This window comes from Salinicola endophyticus (genome assembly GCF_040536835.1).
GTDB classification, from domain to species: Bacteria; Pseudomonadota; Gammaproteobacteria; order Pseudomonadales; family Halomonadaceae; genus Salinicola; species Salinicola endophyticus_A.
Genome location: NZ_CP159578.1, coordinates 544,828 through 560,662 on the forward strand (window position 1 = coordinate 544,828; position 15,835 = coordinate 560,662).

16 protein-coding genes are annotated in these 15,835 nt (G+C 69.0%); all 16 read right to left on the reverse strand.

Annotated features, from left to right (window positions below; all coding sequences use genetic code 11):
- Positions 1–286: 286 nt before the first annotated feature.
- Positions 287–1,057 (reverse strand): TSUP family transporter, encoded by a 771-nt coding sequence (locus tag ABV408_RS02615; protein ID WP_353980928.1) that lies wholly within the window; start codon positions 1,055–1,057, stop codon positions 287–289.
- The gene (locus ABV408_RS02620) at positions 1,054–1,392 is read right to left on the reverse strand and encodes a TauD/TfdA family dioxygenase (protein ID WP_353980929.1); all 339 of its coding nucleotides are present in this window, start codon (positions 1,390–1,392) and stop codon (positions 1,054–1,056) included. The genes ABV408_RS02615 and ABV408_RS02620 overlap by 4 nt, the downstream gene beginning before the upstream one ends.
- Before the next feature lie 358 nt (positions 1,393–1,750).
- A complete protein-coding gene (locus ABV408_RS02625) occupies positions 1,751–2,188 on the reverse strand; it encodes a hypothetical protein (RefSeq protein WP_353980930.1) in 438 nt (145 codons plus the stop codon).
- Complete coding sequence (locus ABV408_RS02630; RefSeq protein ID WP_353980931.1) at positions 2,188–2,520, reverse strand: hypothetical protein; 333 nt, start codon at positions 2,518–2,520, stop codon at positions 2,188–2,190. Before ABV408_RS02630 ends, ABV408_RS02625 begins: the two co-directional genes overlap by 1 nt.
- 3 nt (positions 2,521–2,523) lie before the next feature.
- Positions 2,524–3,627, reverse strand: coding sequence for a hypothetical protein (locus ABV408_RS02635; RefSeq protein ID WP_353980932.1), 1,104 nt, complete (start codon positions 3,625–3,627; stop codon positions 2,524–2,526).
- On the reverse strand, positions 3,627–4,496 hold the full coding sequence (locus tag ABV408_RS02640; protein WP_353980933.1) for a hypothetical protein: 870 nt from the start codon (positions 4,494–4,496) through the stop codon (positions 3,627–3,629). The genes ABV408_RS02635 and ABV408_RS02640 overlap by 1 nt, the downstream gene beginning before the upstream one ends.
- The gene (locus ABV408_RS02645; RefSeq protein ID WP_353980934.1) at positions 4,496–5,944 is read right to left on the reverse strand and encodes a hypothetical protein; all 1,449 of its coding nucleotides are present in this window, start codon (positions 5,942–5,944) and stop codon (positions 4,496–4,498) included. The genes ABV408_RS02640 and ABV408_RS02645 overlap by 1 nt, the downstream gene beginning before the upstream one ends.
- On the reverse strand, positions 5,941–11,043 hold the full coding sequence (locus ABV408_RS02650; RefSeq protein WP_353980935.1) for an EF-hand domain-containing protein: 5,103 nt from the start codon (positions 11,041–11,043) through the stop codon (positions 5,941–5,943). Before ABV408_RS02650 ends, ABV408_RS02645 begins: the two co-directional genes overlap by 4 nt.
- Positions 11,044–11,072: 29 nt before the next feature.
- Positions 11,073–11,330, reverse strand: coding sequence for a DUF1799 domain-containing protein (locus ABV408_RS02655; protein WP_285951483.1), 258 nt, complete (start codon positions 11,328–11,330; stop codon positions 11,073–11,075).
- A 95-nt stretch (positions 11,331–11,425) separates the two neighbouring features.
- The gene (locus ABV408_RS02660; protein ID WP_285951484.1) at positions 11,426–11,749 is read right to left on the reverse strand and encodes a hypothetical protein; all 324 of its coding nucleotides are present in this window, start codon (positions 11,747–11,749) and stop codon (positions 11,426–11,428) included.
- A 147-nt stretch (positions 11,750–11,896) separates the two neighbouring features.
- Positions 11,897–12,841 (reverse strand): hypothetical protein, encoded by a 945-nt coding sequence (locus ABV408_RS02665; protein WP_353980936.1) that lies wholly within the window; start codon positions 12,839–12,841, stop codon positions 11,897–11,899.
- Positions 12,842–13,133: 292 nt separating this feature from the next.
- Positions 13,134–13,541, reverse strand: a complete 408-nt coding sequence (locus ABV408_RS02670; RefSeq protein WP_353980937.1) for a Mor transcription activator family protein — start codon at positions 13,539–13,541, stop codon at positions 13,134–13,136.
- A 110-nt stretch (positions 13,542–13,651) separates the two neighbouring features.
- Positions 13,652–14,929 (reverse strand): phage integrase central domain-containing protein, encoded by a 1,278-nt coding sequence (locus ABV408_RS02675; protein WP_353980938.1) that lies wholly within the window; start codon positions 14,927–14,929, stop codon positions 13,652–13,654.
- Between the two features lie 64 nt (positions 14,930–14,993).
- Positions 14,994–15,392, reverse strand: coding sequence for a DUF4224 domain-containing protein (locus ABV408_RS02680; RefSeq protein ID WP_353980939.1), 399 nt, complete (start codon positions 15,390–15,392; stop codon positions 14,994–14,996).
- Positions 15,382–15,597 (reverse strand): TraR/DksA C4-type zinc finger protein, encoded by a 216-nt coding sequence (locus tag ABV408_RS02685; RefSeq protein ID WP_207034515.1) that lies wholly within the window; start codon positions 15,595–15,597, stop codon positions 15,382–15,384. Before ABV408_RS02685 ends, ABV408_RS02680 begins: the two co-directional genes overlap by 11 nt.
- A complete protein-coding gene (locus ABV408_RS02690; RefSeq protein ID WP_353980940.1) occupies positions 15,590–15,829 on the reverse strand; it encodes a hypothetical protein in 240 nt (79 codons plus the stop codon). Before ABV408_RS02690 ends, ABV408_RS02685 begins: the two co-directional genes overlap by 8 nt.
- Between the last annotated feature and the right edge of the window lie 6 nt (positions 15,830–15,835).

Below are 15,835 nucleotides of genomic sequence, written 5' to 3' on the forward strand. Positions count from 1 at the left end.
TAGAGATTGATTGATAAGGCTTTTTAGCCTTGAAGATAACCGCCTGAATGGCGGTTTTTTTGTGTCTGCGTATCAGCCCCGCGTAGCAGACGTTCCACCGTGTTGCCGACCCGACCCGACCCGACCCGACCCGACCCGACCCGACCCGACCCGACCCGACCCGACCCGACCCGACCCGACCCGACCCGACCCGACCCGACCCGACCCGACCCGGTCTATGAAAGCGGCCGCGCCGATCGGGCGAGTGTACGTGTCTGATCCGCGCCGGCGGCGGGCGGAGGTGGGGTCACAGGTTCTGGTAGAACATCCGCGCTGTCATGATGCCGGTGACGACGATGAACAGCGGCCTGACGATTGACGACCCGTTGCGCATGACCAGGTGACTGCCGAGGTAGGCGCCGAGGATCTGCCCGGCGCCCATGGCGAGTCCGATGGCGTAGTTGACGCTGCCCGCGGCCATGAAGAAGGCCAGCGAGACGACGTTGCCGGTCAGGTTGAGCGGCTTCGAGGTCATCGAGGCGTGCTTGATGCTCATGCCCTGCAGGATGAGTAGCGAGAAGACCCACAGGGCGCCGGTGCCGGGGCCGAAGAAGCCGTTGTAGAAGCCGATGAGCAGGCCGAAGGCGACCAGGTAGACCGGCGTCGGCATGACTTTCCTGGCCGGCAGGTCCTGGCGCAGCTTCTTCGAGAACAGCGTGTAGAGCAGGATCGCCAGCATCAGGAACGGGATCAGGGTATCGAGCAGCGCGTGGGAGGCGATCAGCGCGACGCCGGTGCCGGCCAGGGCGCCGAGCGCGGTGAACAGCATGCCGCCGATCACCAGTTCCCGGTCGAGCTGGCCGTGGCGCAGGTAGGTGGCGAAGGAGGTCGCTTCGCCGATGCTGGCCTGCAGCCGGTTGGTACCCAGCGCGAGCGAGGGCGGAATGCCCAGCAGCAGCATGGCGGGCAGGGAGATGAGCCCGCCGCCGCCACTGATGGCGTCGATGAAGCCGGCGAAGATGGCGACCACGAACAGCGTGATCAGCAGGTGTTCGCTCAGAAAGGTGAAGGCCGTCATGCCTCGAGCTCCCGGTCGTTGACGGTGATCCGGTCCATGACCCGCAGCGCGCCGTGGTAATCGTTGACCGCATGATGATGGACGAGGCGGTTGTCCCACAGGGCCACCATGTCCTTTTCCCAGGTGACCCGGAAAGTGAACTCCGACTGGGCGATGCGCTCGGTGAGATAGCGGATGAGCGGCTGGTTCTCTTCCCGGGTCATCCCCTTGAAGGCCAGGACGTGTGCTTGATCGATCTCGATACCCATGATTTTCCTGTCGCTTGCTGAGCGCGTGTCGTCACGACGGCGCGCGGATGCCGGCCGTCTGCGCGGGCGCGCAACGGTGCGTGGCACGGGGTCGAGATCGGGAAAACCGTATTGTTTAGATGGCGCCGGAGGATGTACTGATGTCGCCGCTGGCGCGGATACTCAGAAGGCGTTGGTTGTCGGTTTCAAGCGGTCGATTATTATGTTTGGCGTGATATGACGGGCGGCAGTGTAGAGAGGGAGTTCGGGCTTTTCAATCATACATCAGAGACAACTTGTGTAAGATAAATCCTACAACAGGGTAGGATAATGACATCGCGGATCGAGACAGAAAGGATGACGCCTGTCCCTGTCCCTGTCCCTGTCCCTGTCGGTCGCAGGAGCAGGCACGTGGCGAGGCCGGCGGCACGCTCATTAGCGCACCGCCGGTGTGGGGCTTGCTGGACTAGCCAGCCGTCAGACGCTCCCAGGTCACGGCGAGTGCTGCATCGGGCGTGGTGGCTGCCTGAATTGCCCACTCGCCGCGTTGCCGGGTGCCGGTGAACGTCTGCCAGGCGATGAACGCCTCGGCGCGGGCGATCACGGCGGCGACGAGCTGCTCGAGCGTTTCGGTGCCGGCGTTGCCGTTGCGCCCGGCGAGAATCGCGGCCAGCGCCGGGGTGGCGGGTGCGTCGCCCTGCTCGCCAGCGCTCTGCCACGTCCGGTAGGCCGTGGCCTCGGCCTGTTGGGTGCCCCAGCTCAGGCGTTCGCTCTCCGGATAGTCGCGGATTAGCGGGCCGGCGGCAGCTTCGTAGTTCTGGTTGAGGCGCTGCATTGCCGTGGCCTGGGCGTCGGCCAGGCGCTCGGCGTCGGTGGGGGCCGGGGTGTGAATGAAAGTTGCCATCAGAGCTGCACCTCATACTCGTCGCGTTGTCGGTTCCATTCGGCATAGCGTGCGGCGAACTCGTCCTTCGACTCATCGTCCTCGCGCGTCGGCTCGGGGCCGTAGTCGTTGAGCACCCAGACGGTCAGGCCCGCATCTGTCTTGATGGCTCTGAGGACCGGCATCCACGGCAGTGTCGTGGAGGCGAACTCCTCGAAGGTGCCATGGCCGGCCTGACCGAAGTCGATCATGTCGCTCGCACTGCCGATCGTCACGGTGAGCGCTTCGCCCTGGGCGGAGAAAGATGCCGGGGCGTATTCGCGTTGGCGCTGGGGAGTCATTATCAGTTTCATCGACTATCTCCAGTTGTATGTCGCGGTGAGGTGAACGCGCGGTGTGTAATCGGATAGATCGCGTTTTTGCAAATCACCGACCTGCGCGACTACCGTTGATCCGTTGCCGCTGGGGTAAGCTCTGAGATAGCACATGTCTTCGTACTTGATCTCTTTTCCGCCATAGTCGGTGCCATCGGCGAAAACGATGGAGGGTGTGACAGAGTCTGAACTGACGGCGCGTAGCGGAAGTGTCCAAACCGCCTGTTTGATACGATTGCTGCCAATGGTGCCAGCATCCTCGGTCAGTACGAAAAAGCTTTTGCGAGCGATGGCCGTGCCGTCACCGAATTTGATCACGCTGCCATTGGCATTCTCGTAGTGCTTGAAGAGGAAATCTGACCTGTCATCGGAGATGCTGCCGGTGTTGAAGCAGCGAGACCATTGTCCCCACTCTTGTTTCGAGATGTCTCCTATACGTTCATAGATGTATAGATCGCTGACGCCGATGAACTTCTGATAGATCAAGTTCATATAGACACGGGATAGGTTGATCAATAACCCGGTGTAATTGCCATCGCCCAAGGGCCCATTGGACCACTGGTTGGCGATGGTGCCGATCTTGTTTTCCCGAATCCAGGTGTCGAAATCTCGGCCAAATTCGTCGGCGATATCCGGTGCCGTTCCACCCAGTCCCCAGATTCCTACCTCCATCAGTTCGCCATCGGCCGTCCCCACATCCCTCGTGGCCGCGGTACCCACCTCGTTCGCCAGCCCCGAGCCGCGCTTGTGCATGATCTGGCTGGCATCGACGCTGGCCGCGCTATTCGCCGCCGCGGTGGCGCTGTTGGCCGCAGCGGTCTTGCTGCTGCTGGCCGCCGAGGCGCTGCCAGCGGCGCGGGTCTCGCTGGTCTTGGCCGCCGATTGGCTCGCCGCCGCCGCCGTCTCGCTCTGCTTGGCGGCGGCGGCCTGGTCGGTAGCGGTCCGCGCCATGGCCACGCTGTTGCTGAGCGCGGGGACGAAGCGCAGGCGATGGCCGCCGGCGGCGAGGCCGGTATCCGGGTTGGCGTCGTCGGTGACGGTGAGGCCGTCGCCGCCCAGCTCTTCGGGAAAGGTGACTGTTGCCATCAGAGGATCTCCAGCAGTTTGAGGCTATGGGTGTGGGTGAAGGCGTAGGGCTGGGCCAGCGGGTCGAGCTGCTGCTGGCGCGCGAGGAAGGTGCGGGCGAAGTTCTCCGGCCGGGCGGCGAGGTTGAAGGCGTAGACCAGCTCGCCATGGGTGCCGAGCACGCGCTGCAGCGAGTAGAGCCGCTGGTAGGCCTCCTCCTCGGAGAGCCAGTCGAGGCTGAACGTCGCGGTGCGCCGCTGGCGCTTCACATCGGCATACTCGGTGCGGTCGCCGGCCTCGGCGAACTCGGTGGCGTTGTCGAAGCCGTGCTGGATGCCGTAGGAGACGTTGGTCGCCGGCTGCCAGGCGTCGGCCAGGAAGACCCGGCCGAAGCGCACCGCGCCTTCCGGGTTGCCGGCGTCGTCGATCTCCACCCGCACCTGCTGGGCGAGCTGGACCTCGTCGGCGAACACCGTCAGCAGCGGGGTGTAGAGGGCGCGATCCTCCTCGGCGATGGTGCCGAGCCAGTAGTTGTCGTACTCCCACTCCAGCTCGCTGGTGGCGAAGAGCTGCGGCCACACGGTCTGCCAGGCGCTGTCCCAGAGCAGGAACTGCCGGTCGGTATCGCCGTAGATCCGCACCCGGTAGCGCGCCGGGGCGGAGAAGGAGTGCGCGGCGATCGCCAGGCACTGGATCGGCCGCGGCTTGTCGAGCGTGATGTCGAACCAGGTCGAGGCCGGGTCGGCATTCTGGCTCTTGCAGCGCACGGCGAGTGTCGGGTCCTGGGCCAGCGTCAGCGGCAGGCTGTCGAGCCAGGCACCGCCGGAGAGCGTGGCGCGCTCGACCCGGTTGGGCCAGCACAGGGTGATCGTGTCGGGATTCAGTGCCATCAGCCCCAAAGCTCCAGTGTGAGTCGCCCGCTGCGGGCGTTGATCTGCTGGCCGAGGACCAGCATCGTGCGGCCGGCGGCGTAGCCCTGGCGTGGGGTGACGACCTCGACCCGTTCGCCGATCGCCGGCTGGTGGTGGCGCAGGCGCCCCTCCAGCGTGACCCGGTCACGGCGCACGCTGACCAGATCGAGGATCGCCTCGGCCGCGGCCTGGGCGTCGGCCAGGTCGCGCAGGCAGGTGTCGAGGGTCAGCTCGCCGGCCAGCGGATGCCGCGCGAGCACCTCGGGGCGCTCGGCGATCGCCTCGCGGTACTGGCGCCCGAGACGCGCCCGGCGGCTGTCGTCGACGACCCCGGCGAGGTCGGTCTGGGTGGTCTCGAGCCGGTCGGCGCGCAGCGTCACCCGCCAGATCGGCAGGCCGTCGCTGCTGGCGCCGGTGGCCTTGCGTTCGAGGTTGACGATCTCGTGGTCGTGGATCGTCGTCGGCGCGTCGCCGGTCTGTGTTCGTGGGTTCTCGAGCCGAGCGGCGCGCAGCGTGCCTTCGGCGTCGAGCCGCCACCAGCCGCCGGCGGTGACCAGGCGGTCGAGCAGATCGGCGGTGGTGGCGCTGTCGGTCACGTAGAGCCCGACCCGGCCCAGCCCGGCCAGCGCCGTGGCGTCGCAGGGCTGGGCCACTTCGGCGCAGAGCGCGGCGATCACCGCCGCCACGCTGGTCTCTGCGGTCTGGGCGTCGCAGGTCAGCGTGCCCACCGGGGGCGCGCCCAGGCGCAGATAGCCGCGATACGCCCGCCACTCGCCGGCGGCCGGCGCGCTGGCCTGGAGGGAGGCGAGGGAGTCGTAGGCGGCGCCGCGGGTCAGCGCGGCGCCCTGGTCGTAGACCGCGTCGACCTGGCAGTCGTCGCGGCTGCTGACCTGATAGATCAGCCTGGCGCTGTTGACCAGCACCGGCTGGGCGTTGCGCACGTCGCCGTAGAGCCGCGGCTTGGGCTGGCCCTGGATATCGTCGGCGGTGCCCTCGACCCCCTCGGGCAGCGTGTTGCTGCCAGCATAGGTCTGGTAGGGATGCGGGCGCTGCAGCAGCGCCTGGGGCGCGCGCAGGGTGAGCGCCAGCGTCTGGCGCTGGTAGCCGAGCCCGGCGGCGGTACCGCGCAGAATCTCGGTCACACCCGTGTCGGTGGCCAGCGAGAGCACCACGGTGCGGCCATCGACGGCGTAGTCGGCCAGGTGATCCAAGCCGCCATCGGCGTTGATCAGCGTGGTCTCGCCGACCCCGGAGCGCTCGACCCCGACCACCCCGCCGGCGTAGAGCCCGGCCTGATAGAGCCCCGGCTGCTGGATGCGCGGCAGATAGAGGGTGTCGTCCGGGGCGTCGTAGGCGCCGTCGGAGAAGCGCAGCACGCAGGGCCGGTCATCCGGGTCGCGGGCCTCGATGGTGAGCAGCCAGGTCATGCCAGCGCCTCCAGTCGGGCGCGGTCATCCAGCGCCTGGTTGCTCTCGGCGATACGCGTGAGCTGATCGATCGAGCGCTGATGCCCGGCCTGGGCCACCCGCACCCCGGCGCCCTCGTGGGCCTCGATCCGGCGCAGCAGCTCGGTGTTCTCGGCGGTGAGCTGGGCCAGGCGCTGGAGCAGCGGCGCCAGCTCGGCGCTGCCATGGCCGCCACCTTGGCCGCCCACCGGCGCCGGCGCGCCGTCCAGGCGCACGCCCAGCGAGCCATCGGCCCCGCGGGAGAGCGGCATGATCGCCTCCGGCCCCGCCTCGCCCATCAGCGCGGTATTGAACAGCGTCGGCTGGGTGATGATCTCGGCGCCGCCGAAGGCCCCGCCGATGTTGTAGGTCGGCAGGCGGTCGAGGGACTGCTTGAGCACGGCGAGCTGCTGGGCCACCGAGTCGCTGTTCTGCATCGCCTCGTTGTAGTCCTTGAGCAGGGCGCGCACCCGCTGGGAGGTGGGCAGGTTCGTGCGGTAGCGGTAGTCGTAATGGCCCGAGAGCAGGTCATCCAGCGATGAGGCGCCTCGACGGACGTTGGAATGGTTCAGGTATTGCCCCGTCAGCCCGGTGCGCATGTTCGGGTTCTGGTTGAACGCGATCACCTTCTGGTAGCCGTCATAGGTCGCCTGCAGCGAGCGGACCTCGCCCTGCAGCGTCTTGCGCTGCTCGGCCAGTGTCCGCGCCCGCTCCTGGGCGATACGCTGCTTCTCGGCGGCCTCGGCCGCCCGCCGCCGGGCCTCGATCTCGGCCGCCTGCTGCTGGGCCAGCCCCAGCGCCACCAGGGCCTCCTGCAGGCTCTGCATGGTCGTGTTGAGCGTGATGAACTGGTCGGTGGTGCGGGTCATCTCCGCGCTCAGCTCGGTGAGCTGGCGCAGCTGATCGAGAGCGCGGGATTCGAGCGTGCCGGTGTTGCCGTCGACCCGGTCAGTGGCGCCCTTGATCGCCTCCAGCGCCGAGATCTGGCCATCGCCGTCGCTGTCGAGCTGCTGGATCAGGCTGCGGATCTGGGCGTCCGAGGCGATACCTTGAAGCCCGGTCTGCAGCTCGCCGAAGGTGAGCAGGCCATCCAGATTGGTATCCAGCGCCGCGAACAGCGGGTCCAGCGCCGAGGCGATGCCGCCGGGCAACTGATCGACGGCGCTCGCCAGCGCGGCCTTGATCTCCTCGGCCACGTACTGCTCGGCGCTGACCTGATCCGGCAGCTCGCCCAAGGCGTCCAGGATCTCGTCCCGGATGCGCTGGTAACCGGTACCCGAGCCGTAGTAGGCCGCCCCCGCCTGCTGGTAGCGCTCGGCGTACTGGGTCAGCCCGCCGAGGGCGTCGCGGTCGCCGCCCTGGGCCCTGACCAGCTGGCGCGCGAACTGCGCCTGGGCCGCCTGTAGATCGCTGCCGGGGCTGCCGCCGCTGGCCTGCTGCTGATCGATCCAGCTGCTGATGCCGCCCAGGGTCTGGGCGAGCTGGCTCGACGCCTGGGCCAGCGCGCTGCGGTAGTCGTCACTCGCCTGGCGCGCGTCGGCCAGCGCCGCCTGCTCATCCTGCAGCGCCCAGATGCGCTGCTGGATCGGGCGCAGCGAGGCGTCGAGCGTTTGCAGCTCCTGCTGGCGCTGCAGGCTGAGTGCGGCCTGCTCGCGGCCGGCCAGCTTAAGCAGGGTGATGCGCTGATCGAAGGCCTGGCCGGCGAAGGTCTGGTAGGCCTGGCGCACGGCGTCCTTGGCCGTCTCCACCTGCGACCTGGCCGCGGCCTGCAGGTCTTGCAACGACTGGGTCGTCGCCTGGACCGGCGCGCTGATCGCGGCGAAGGCGTCGGCGATACCCATCAGCTCGCTGTAGGTCTGGCGCCCGGCGGCGGTGTTGAGATCGAGCGACTCGACCACGGCGCGGAACTGCTCGCGGGTCGAATAGGCCGAGAGCCCCGCGCGGTGGAGTGTCGGCGTGAGCTGGGCGATGGCGCGCTGCTCACGCTCTTGCTCGCTGAAGAAGTTGGCGTAGTAGCGCTGCGCCTGGCTCTGCAGGTTATCGAGGCCGCCGGCGAGCTGCTGCAGGTTCAGGGCGGCCTCGACGGCGCGCTCGCCCATCGCATCGAAGCTCAGGTTCAACTGATCCGCGATCGCCGAGACCGCGGCATGCGCCGCCACCCCGGCGGTGATCTGGGCCAGCGCGTCCTCCATCGAGCGGCGGGTATCGCTGACCACACCGACGGCGTAGCCACGCACGCTGTCGGAGAGGCCGTCGATCAGGTTGCCGAGCTGCAGCGCCTGGGCCAGTTTGGGCGCTAATTTTTCAGCGTTCTTGGCAGTAATATCGCCGACGCGCTCGATCAGCGTGTCACCGACGTCGCTTGAGCTATCCAGCAGCGCTGCTTTGATCACTGCCATTCGGTCGGTCAGCATGTCGGTCAGCGGGTCGTTGGAGACCGACGTATAGAAGCCATCGAGAGACTGCTTGACCGCGTCGATTTGTTTGGCGCTGGCGCCGGTAGCGATCGTGTTGTCGAGGGCCTGGAGGGCATCCAGGAAGTCGGCCAGCGGATCGACGTCGAATTTAGTCTTGTGGGTCAGTCCGAACGAGCCGAACGCTGATTCACGGCCACCGACCAACCGCTTGCGATTGCCCGAGTCGTAATAGCGGTCCTGCACCGGTCCATCCGGAGTCTCCGCGTAGCTGACGAGCCCCGCCTTGTACTTACGGCTGGAGCCGAACAGCGAATCGACCATGCCGCCCAGGGTCGAGCCGGCGAAGGCGCCGAGCGAGCCGCCGAAGAAGGTGCCGACGCCACCGCCGATGGTCGCGCCCAGGTTTGAATTCGCCTGCTTGCCGAACAGCGACGAGCCGAGCTTGTTGCCCACCTGGGTACCGGCGTAGGCCGCGGCGAGGGAGGCCATGCCGTTCCAACCGGTGAAGTTCTGAAAGCTGCCGCCGAACATGCCGCCGCCGGTCGCTACCTGGGAACCGAAGCCGCTGGTGTAGGCGGTGGCGCCGGTGGGCACGCCGGTCCACTGGATCGAGGCGAAGCCATCGGTGACGCCCTGATAAAGGTTCTTGCCCAGGCTGGCGAGATCCAGGCCGCTGCCGCCGAATCCGCCGCCCGTGCCGCTCGCCACGGCGCTGCCGGTACCGGCCAGCGAGCCCCCTACCGACAGCCCCAGCGAGGCGACGATGCGCTTGGTGGTGTAGGCGTGGATGATCTCGGCCAGGGTCGAGATCGCCTGGCTCTTGAGGCCCTCGAACGAGACCTTGGCGCCGCCCAGCATGCGCGCCCAGAAGCCCTGGAAGGTGTCGTCGAGCCCGGCGACCATCTGATCCAGGGTGCGCGAGAGCACGCTGGTCTCGTGGGTCGCGGTCTTGGCCGCCTGGCTGGCGTCCTTTGCGGCATCGCCTGAGTTCCGATAAGCGTGCTGGAGTTTATCGACCAGATCGAAGTAGCGGTCGAAGGTGATTGCGCCCATGGCGACCGACCGGTTGAGCGTCTGCGTGTCGGTCTGAAACGCGCGCTGGGAGGCGGCAACGGGATCGAGCCGATCCTCTAGCGCCTGCAGGGCATTGGCCTGGGCGCGGGCGGCCGTGGCTCCGTCGTCGATCTCGGTATTGAGTTGGTTCGCGGGCGGCGTGGCAGCATTTGAGGCTTCGCCGAATTTGGCGATCGCCTGGTTGACCTGATCGAGCGCGGTTTGGTTGGCCTCGATGGCAGCCTGGCGCTTTTTCAGCTCACCGGTGAGCCCGCCGATGCCGCTGACGCCGGAAAGCTGCGCCGCCGCTGCGCCGGGCCGGCCCTGGAACTGGATCGACTCGGAGCGGGCTTTCTTTTGGAGGTCGTCGATTTGCTTCTGCAGGGTCGCGGCCTCGGTTTGGGCCTGGACCAGGTTGGCGACGATGCCGACTTTCTTGTTCTCGAGCTGCGCTCGGCTGAGCCCTTCGATGCTTCCCGTGAGCAGGTCGACCTCATCGGCGGCATCTTTGGCATAGGTTGGTACCAGCCCCAACTCTTCGCGGAAGGTGTACAGCACACCCGCCGCGGCGACGACGACGCCCAAGGGCCCGAAGGCCGTGGCCATCACGCTGCGCAGGATGCGCAGGGTGCCGGTCAGGGTGATCGAGGCACCGTTGGCGGCCAGCGCTCCGGTGGCGTAGGTTGCCAGGCTCTGCGCCAGATGCCCGGCATAGAGCGAGGCCAGCACCTGGCCGGTGGTGACCAGGCCGTCGAACACCGCGCGCATGCCGCCGGCGTCGCGGATCAGCCCGCTCAGGCCGTCGGCGGCGGTGGCCAGGCCTGGGCCGAGGGCGACCAGGAGCTGATTGGCGAGCCCTTCCACCGCGGCGCCGACCTGGCGCAGGGCGCGGTCGGCCTGGGCCGCATCGGCCAGTTCGAGGGAGGAGAGCGCCACGCCCAGGTGCTGCGCTTCGTCGCGGTAGGTGCGCAGCCGCAGCCCGCCCGCCTGCAGCAGCGGGTTGAGCCGCGAGGCGCCTTCGGCCAGGGTCTCGAAGGCGCGGGTGCGCTGGGCGGGGTCGTCGAGGCGCGCGATCGCCTCGCCGATCCGTTGCAGTTGGGCATCCGGGGCGAGGGATTGCAGCTCGCGCAGATCGAGATTGAGCTGGGCGAACACCCCCGCCGCGTCGCTAGTGCCAGCGCCGGCGCCGAGCTCGCCCAGGGTGGTCTGGAGCCGGGTGAAGATCTCGCCGACCTGGCTGGCTTGCAGCCCGACCTGCTGGCCAGCGTACTGCCACTCTTGCAGCCGAGTGGCGCTGAGCCCGAGGGCCTGGGCCAGCGATTCGGTCTCGGCCAGCTGCTTGGCCTGATCGCGCAGGCCACCCACGCCGGCGCGGCCGAGGGCGGCAAGCTGCCCGCCCGCAACCCGGCCAAGGGCCTCCAGCCGCTGGAGATGGCCATTGACCGTCTCCAGCGGCCGGGCGCTCTGCGCCATTGCCGCGGCGAAGCGCTGGCCGCTGCGTTCGGCGTCGTCGGCGAAGGCCCCCAGCGCCTGGGCGCTGTCGCGCAGGACGCCGGTCAGCGGCCGGGCGTCGGCGGTCAGGGTGACCTGGAGAGGGGAATCATTGGCCATCGAAAGTGTGCTCCTGCAGCCCTTGTCAGTTAGGTCTCCCGCATCGCCTCCAGCGCCCCGCGTTCAAGCCGTCGGACCTGCTGAAAGCGCGCCTGGGCCTGCCCGGGGGTGACGCCGGAGAGCTCCATCACCACCTTGAGGGCGGCGTAGTCGAGCCCGCTGACGCCGCCCATCGGCGTCTGTTTCCACTGGGTCGCGCAGTCGAGGAAGAGCGCCAGCGCCTCCCAGTTCTCCGGCAGCACCGCGAAGGTCTCGGGGGTGTCGTCGAGACTCAGCGTCTCGGGCACCCGGATGCCCAGCTCGGCGCACTCGCGGCGGAATTCGGCCGCGCTGCGTGCCGGCGGGCGCCGGGCGCCCCGGGCCCAGAAGGCGCCGGCGTCGATCAGGTTCTGGGCCGGTTCTTTTTTGTGATGCTGTCGTGGTAGGCGCTGATCAGGGCGACACTCGCTGCCGGGTCGTTCTTGACCGCCTCGCACAGCGCCTCGCCGACCAGCGGCTCGCCGTGCTCGCCCGGCACTTCGATGTCACTGACCCCGACCAGCACCGCGTCGAGCAGCTTGGTCTCTTCCGGCAGGTGCTGGGCTTCGTCGTGGGGCAGCACCTTGAAGGTGGCGGTGAAGCGCCCGGTCTGCTCCTTGCCCTGTTCGTCGTAGAGGGTGACGACGACCGGCTGCTGGTAGGTGCGCTTGGGGTTGAGGGTGAACATGGGTGGCACTCCTGTGGATCAACGATATGAAAGAGGCTTTGCTGGCGTCGCCGGCGGCTTCGGGCCGGCTAGAAAGTCGCCCCGGGACTGGTGCTGCCGGCGGCTTCGGGCCGGCTAAACAGCGCCCCGGGGCTGGCGCTGCCGGCGTCAGCGGCAGACGATGCGCACTTCGTCGTCGCCGACGATCGGTTCCGGGGTGTAGGGGATCGTCAGCATCTGGTCGCCTTCGTCGTCGGCGTAGCTCGGCGCCTGGATGGTGACCCGCGGCAGGTTGAGTTCCAGCGTCTTGCCGGCTTCGGTGCCGTGGGCGAAGACGATCGGGCCCGGTTCGCGGGCGAGGGCGCGCTGGAAGAAGTTGATCTCGCCGACGCCCGGGTCGTCGATCTGCATCGAGCCGGTGGGGGCGCGCCCGGTGATGGCGACGTCGTTGGCGTCGACCACGGTGCGGTGGCGGGTCTGGACCGCCATGTCGAGGCTGAACTGGCTGAACGGGGTCGATGCGCGGCCGAACACGCTGAGGTCGGTGTTGGTGCTGTTGATCGCCAGCGGCGCCTGCCAGGCGTCGAGGTCCACCGTCGGCAGCTGGGCGTCGACGATCGGGCGCAGCAGCGCCATGAAGGTGACGGTCATGGTCGGTACGCTCTGGGCGTTGAGCGCGAACTGCACCGTGCCGCGGGCGCCGCGGCCTTCGTGCAGGGTCTTGTCGACATGGCAGTAGAGGCGCCCGGAGGCTTCGTTGTCCGACACCGGGGTGTAGACGACCTGGGCCGGGGTGTCGCCGTCGGCGGCGATCAGGGTTTCGGCGAAGCCGCAGGCGCGCAGCAGGCTGCCCCACGGCGGCGCGCTGCCGGCGCTCTGCGGCGACACCATCTCGACCGCGAGCTGCACTTGCATGTGCTTCTCGCCGGGCAGGCTGGGGGTGTTGCCGTAGTAGGGGCGGATCACGCTGCGCTGGATGTCGTCGCCGGAGAGCGGCGTCACCTCGATCGAGGTGGGCTGGATCGCCGCCATCTCGGCGGGCATGGCCTCGGCGTTGTAGCTCGCTTCGAGCCCGAAGCGAATCACGCGGCGGTTGGTTTTCTGGTTGCTCACGTCAAGTCTCCCCGCCGGTCGGCGGCTGATGGAACGTTGGCTCCGGCGCGGGGCACGGATGGCCGGTTGCTGGTCGGACAGGGCTCAGGATGCCGGCCGCGGCGGGGGCGACCCAGTTAAGGCGGTTTACGAAAGGTGGGTGGCGTGTGGCCGGGCTGGGGCAGCGCCGCGCCAGGGCGCTGTGAACCCTTCCCTGGGCGCTACTGACGCCATCCCTGGCGTCAGACCCTGGCTTCAGCGCTGCCCCGGCCCGACCGGCGTCGTGTCGCTGATCTTTCTGGCGCCCGGCCGCCTAGAGCAGGGCGCGCTGGCGCCGTTCCCGCGCCAGCCGCCGCTGCCGGGCGATGATGGCGTAGACATGGATCTCGCTGAGCTGGTGATGCGTGGCCAGGGCGGTGATGCTGGCGCGGGTGCCGTCGAAGGTTTCGAACATCTCGCGGTCGCGCAGCGCGGTCTCCAGCCGCTGGCCCCGGGGCAGATAGAAGGAGTGGCCGCCGTGGTGGGCGGCCAGCGCGCGCACCGTGGTGAAGGCCCAGTGGCGCGCCTGGGCTGGCTCGGCGCCGGCGTCGCCAAAGGTGCGCTCGAGGGTGTGGATCAGATCCATCAGCCCGCTGGGCCACTTGGCCAGCAGCGCCGGGTCGCTGGGGGCGGCCGTGGCGTCGTCGGGGATCGCCGGGAACAGCTCGAAGGTCTCGGTCATCGCTCTCGCCTCCGGGGCGCGCGGTCAGGGCCCGGCGCCGGGGTGTTCGATCGGGGGTTGTCGTGTCGGTGCGTGTCGTCTCGGGTCACCGCGCCTCTTGTTTCCGCGCCTCAGACAGCCTCGGCGCGATAGCCGGGCCAGGGGACGAGAGGGACGCTCAGGTCGTAGACATCCATCATCGCCGGCGAGCGGTGGCCGCTGGCTTCGAGCTTGTCGTGGCGGGTGCCGGCGGTGTCGGTGATGCCGCGGCGCTTGAGGTCGTGCAGGCCGAAGCGCTGCTCGGGGCGGATCACGCGCTCGGCGATGGCGAGCCGGATGAAGCGCTGCCAGGCGCTGTCGAGGCTTGATTTCTGCAGCGCGGCGCCGTCGGCGGCGACGATCAGCGGGCGCGCGGCGGCCTCCTTGGGCACCGGCAGAGCGCGGGCACGCCACAGGGCGTCGCGGTGGCGGGTGGCGGCGTCCCAGGCGTGGCGCAGGCGCGGGTACCAGCGGATCACGCTGTCGCGGCTGCCCTTGCGGCGGTTGGTGTGCACCCCCGCCGCGGTGTGGTGGGCATCGGTGAGGGTGACCACTTCGATCCCGCGCAGGCGGCAGATATAGGCCAGCTCCATCACGATCCAGAGATAGGGGGCGCAGGCGCCGGCCTCGCCCCGGCGGCGCTGGCCGCGTTCGCGGGCGAAGGCGGTCAGCGCCTCGATGGTCTCCAGCTCGGGCAGCCGGCGGCGGCGGCGCTCGCGGGCGGCTTCGACGCCGCGCGCCGGGTTGGTGTCGCAGTAGCCGCGGTTGATGCCCCAGCGGAACAGCCGGCGCAGGTAGCGCAGCAGGTGGTTGGCCTTGGCCGGGGTGCCGTCGCTGGCGATGCGGTCGACCAGGCGCTGGACCAGCGCCGGCTGGAACTGGCGCGTGGGCAGCTCGCCCAGGGGCTTGCCCAGCTTGGTCGGCATCTCGATCAGCAGCTTGCGGCACCAGGCGTAGTCCTGCTGGGTGCGCGGGGCGAGCTGCTGGAACTGCTCGGCGGCGTGGAAGGCGGCGGCGAGATAGGCCAGCGAGTCGCGCGCGAGCCCGTCGCGCTCGGTGGCGATCTGGCGCAGCTCGTCCAGGGTCGCCTGGGCGTCGGCGACGTTGCGCCGGCGCAGGCGGTTGGCCTCGTCGCGGTACTGCAGGTACCAGCGCCCGCGCCCCCGGGCATCGAAGTAGATCCCCGACGGCAGCCGTGTCTGGTCGATATGCGCGGGGATCGCCGGGTGATAGCGCCGGCGGCCGCTCTCACCGCTCTCGCCGCGGGGCTGGGCGGCTGCAGATCGCGCGGCGTGATCAGCGGCGCCGCGGGGGCGGTCGGTATGGCGCGCTTCGCCGCGGTGTCGGGCGGCAGTATCAGCAGCGGGCATGGTGGCGTCCTTGTTTTGGTTCAGGTCTGGCTTGGGTCTGGTTCGGGTCGCGTGACGCGCCAGGTCACAGCACCTGGCGCGGGTCGAGGGTGTCGTTGGCGGCGTGGCCGCCGAGCCCGCCGGCCTGATTGATCAGGTCGAGGGTGGTCCAGGGCCCGCGTCGGCCGTGGAACACCCGCACGCCCTGCTCGCGCAGGCAGCGGGCGATATCCGCCGGGCGCTGATAGCCGGTGATCTGGCGCAGCGCCTCGCAGCCGAGCACCCCGGAATGCGGGCCGGTGTCGGCGCCGGAATGCGGGCCGGTGTCGGCGCCGGAATGCGGGCCGGTGTCGGCGCCGGATAACGGGCCACGGCTGGCGTCGGCGCCATATACAGCGCCGGGGTTGGCTTTTCGGCTGGCTTCGGAGCCGGCTAAAGCGCTGCGGCCGGCGTCGGGGCCGCGAATAGACAGATCAGCGCACATGGCGAAGCCTCCGTTCGCGCAGCGACTGGCAGTCGATGCAGGTGTCGGTCCAGGGCGCGGCGGCGCGCCGGGCGGCGGGAATCTCCTCGCCGCAGTCGGCGCACTCGGGGGCGCCGGTCTGGGCCTCGGGCAGCCGGTGGCGGGCCAGCGACTGGGCGAGATGGCGCTCGATGACGGCGCCGGCGTTGTCGGCCAGATCAGCCATGGGTCAGCTCCTGAACGTGCTGGCCATCGCGGTAGGCGCAGCGGTGGTGGGTCACGGCCTGGCGCAGCGCTTCTTCGCTGTCGAAGGCGATCACCAGGGCGTAGCGGTGGCGGGTGGCGCCGCTCATGTCGCTGAGCACGGCCAGCTCGCCGGCTTCCTGCAGGGTGCCGCGGGCGATCTTCTCGGCGCCGCTGGCGGGGTGGGTCTGGGTCAAGGTCATGTTCTGGTTCATGTTTTG

Bases quoted from the DNA above. Each gene is read 5' to 3' on its own strand.
- ABV408_RS02615 (WP_353980928.1), bottom strand. From the start codon at position 1,057: ATGACGGCCTTCACCTTTCTGAGCGAACACCTGCTGATCACGCTGTTC.
- ABV408_RS02690 (WP_353980940.1), bottom strand. From the start codon at position 15,829: ATGAACCAGAACATGACCTTGACCCAGACCCACCCCGCCAGCGGCGCC.
- ABV408_RS02645 (WP_353980934.1), bottom strand. From the start codon at position 5,944: ATGACCTGGCTGCTCACCATCGAGGCCCGCGACCCGGATGACCGGCCC.
- ABV408_RS02670 (WP_353980937.1), bottom strand. From the start codon at position 13,541: ATGACCGAGACCTTCGAGCTGTTCCCGGCGATCCCCGACGACGCCACG.
- ABV408_RS02630 (WP_353980931.1), bottom strand. From the start codon at position 2,520: ATGAAACTGATAATGACTCCCCAGCGCCAACGCGAATACGCCCCGGCA.
- ABV408_RS02685 (WP_207034515.1), bottom strand. From the start codon at position 15,597: ATGGCTGATCTGGCCGACAACGCCGGCGCCGTCATCGAGCGCCATCTC.
- ABV408_RS02635 (WP_353980932.1), bottom strand. From the start codon at position 3,627: ATGGCAACAGTCACCTTTCCCGAAGAGCTGGGCGGCGACGGCCTCACC.
- ABV408_RS02675 (WP_353980938.1), bottom strand. From the start codon at position 14,929: ATGCCCGCTGCTGATACTGCCGCCCGACACCGCGGCGAAGCGCGCCAT.
- ABV408_RS02625 (WP_353980930.1), bottom strand. From the start codon at position 2,188: ATGGCAACTTTCATTCACACCCCGGCCCCCACCGACGCCGAGCGCCTG.
- ABV408_RS02660 (WP_285951484.1), bottom strand. From the start codon at position 11,749: ATGTTCACCCTCAACCCCAAGCGCACCTACCAGCAGCCGGTCGTCGTC.
- ABV408_RS02650 (WP_353980935.1), bottom strand. From the start codon at position 11,043: ATGGCCAATGATTCCCCTCTCCAGGTCACCCTGACCGCCGACGCCCGG.
- ABV408_RS02640 (WP_353980933.1), bottom strand. From the start codon at position 4,496: ATGGCACTGAATCCCGACACGATCACCCTGTGCTGGCCCAACCGGGTC.
- ABV408_RS02680 (WP_353980939.1), bottom strand. From the start codon at position 15,392: ATGTGCGCTGATCTGTCTATTCGCGGCCCCGACGCCGGCCGCAGCGCT.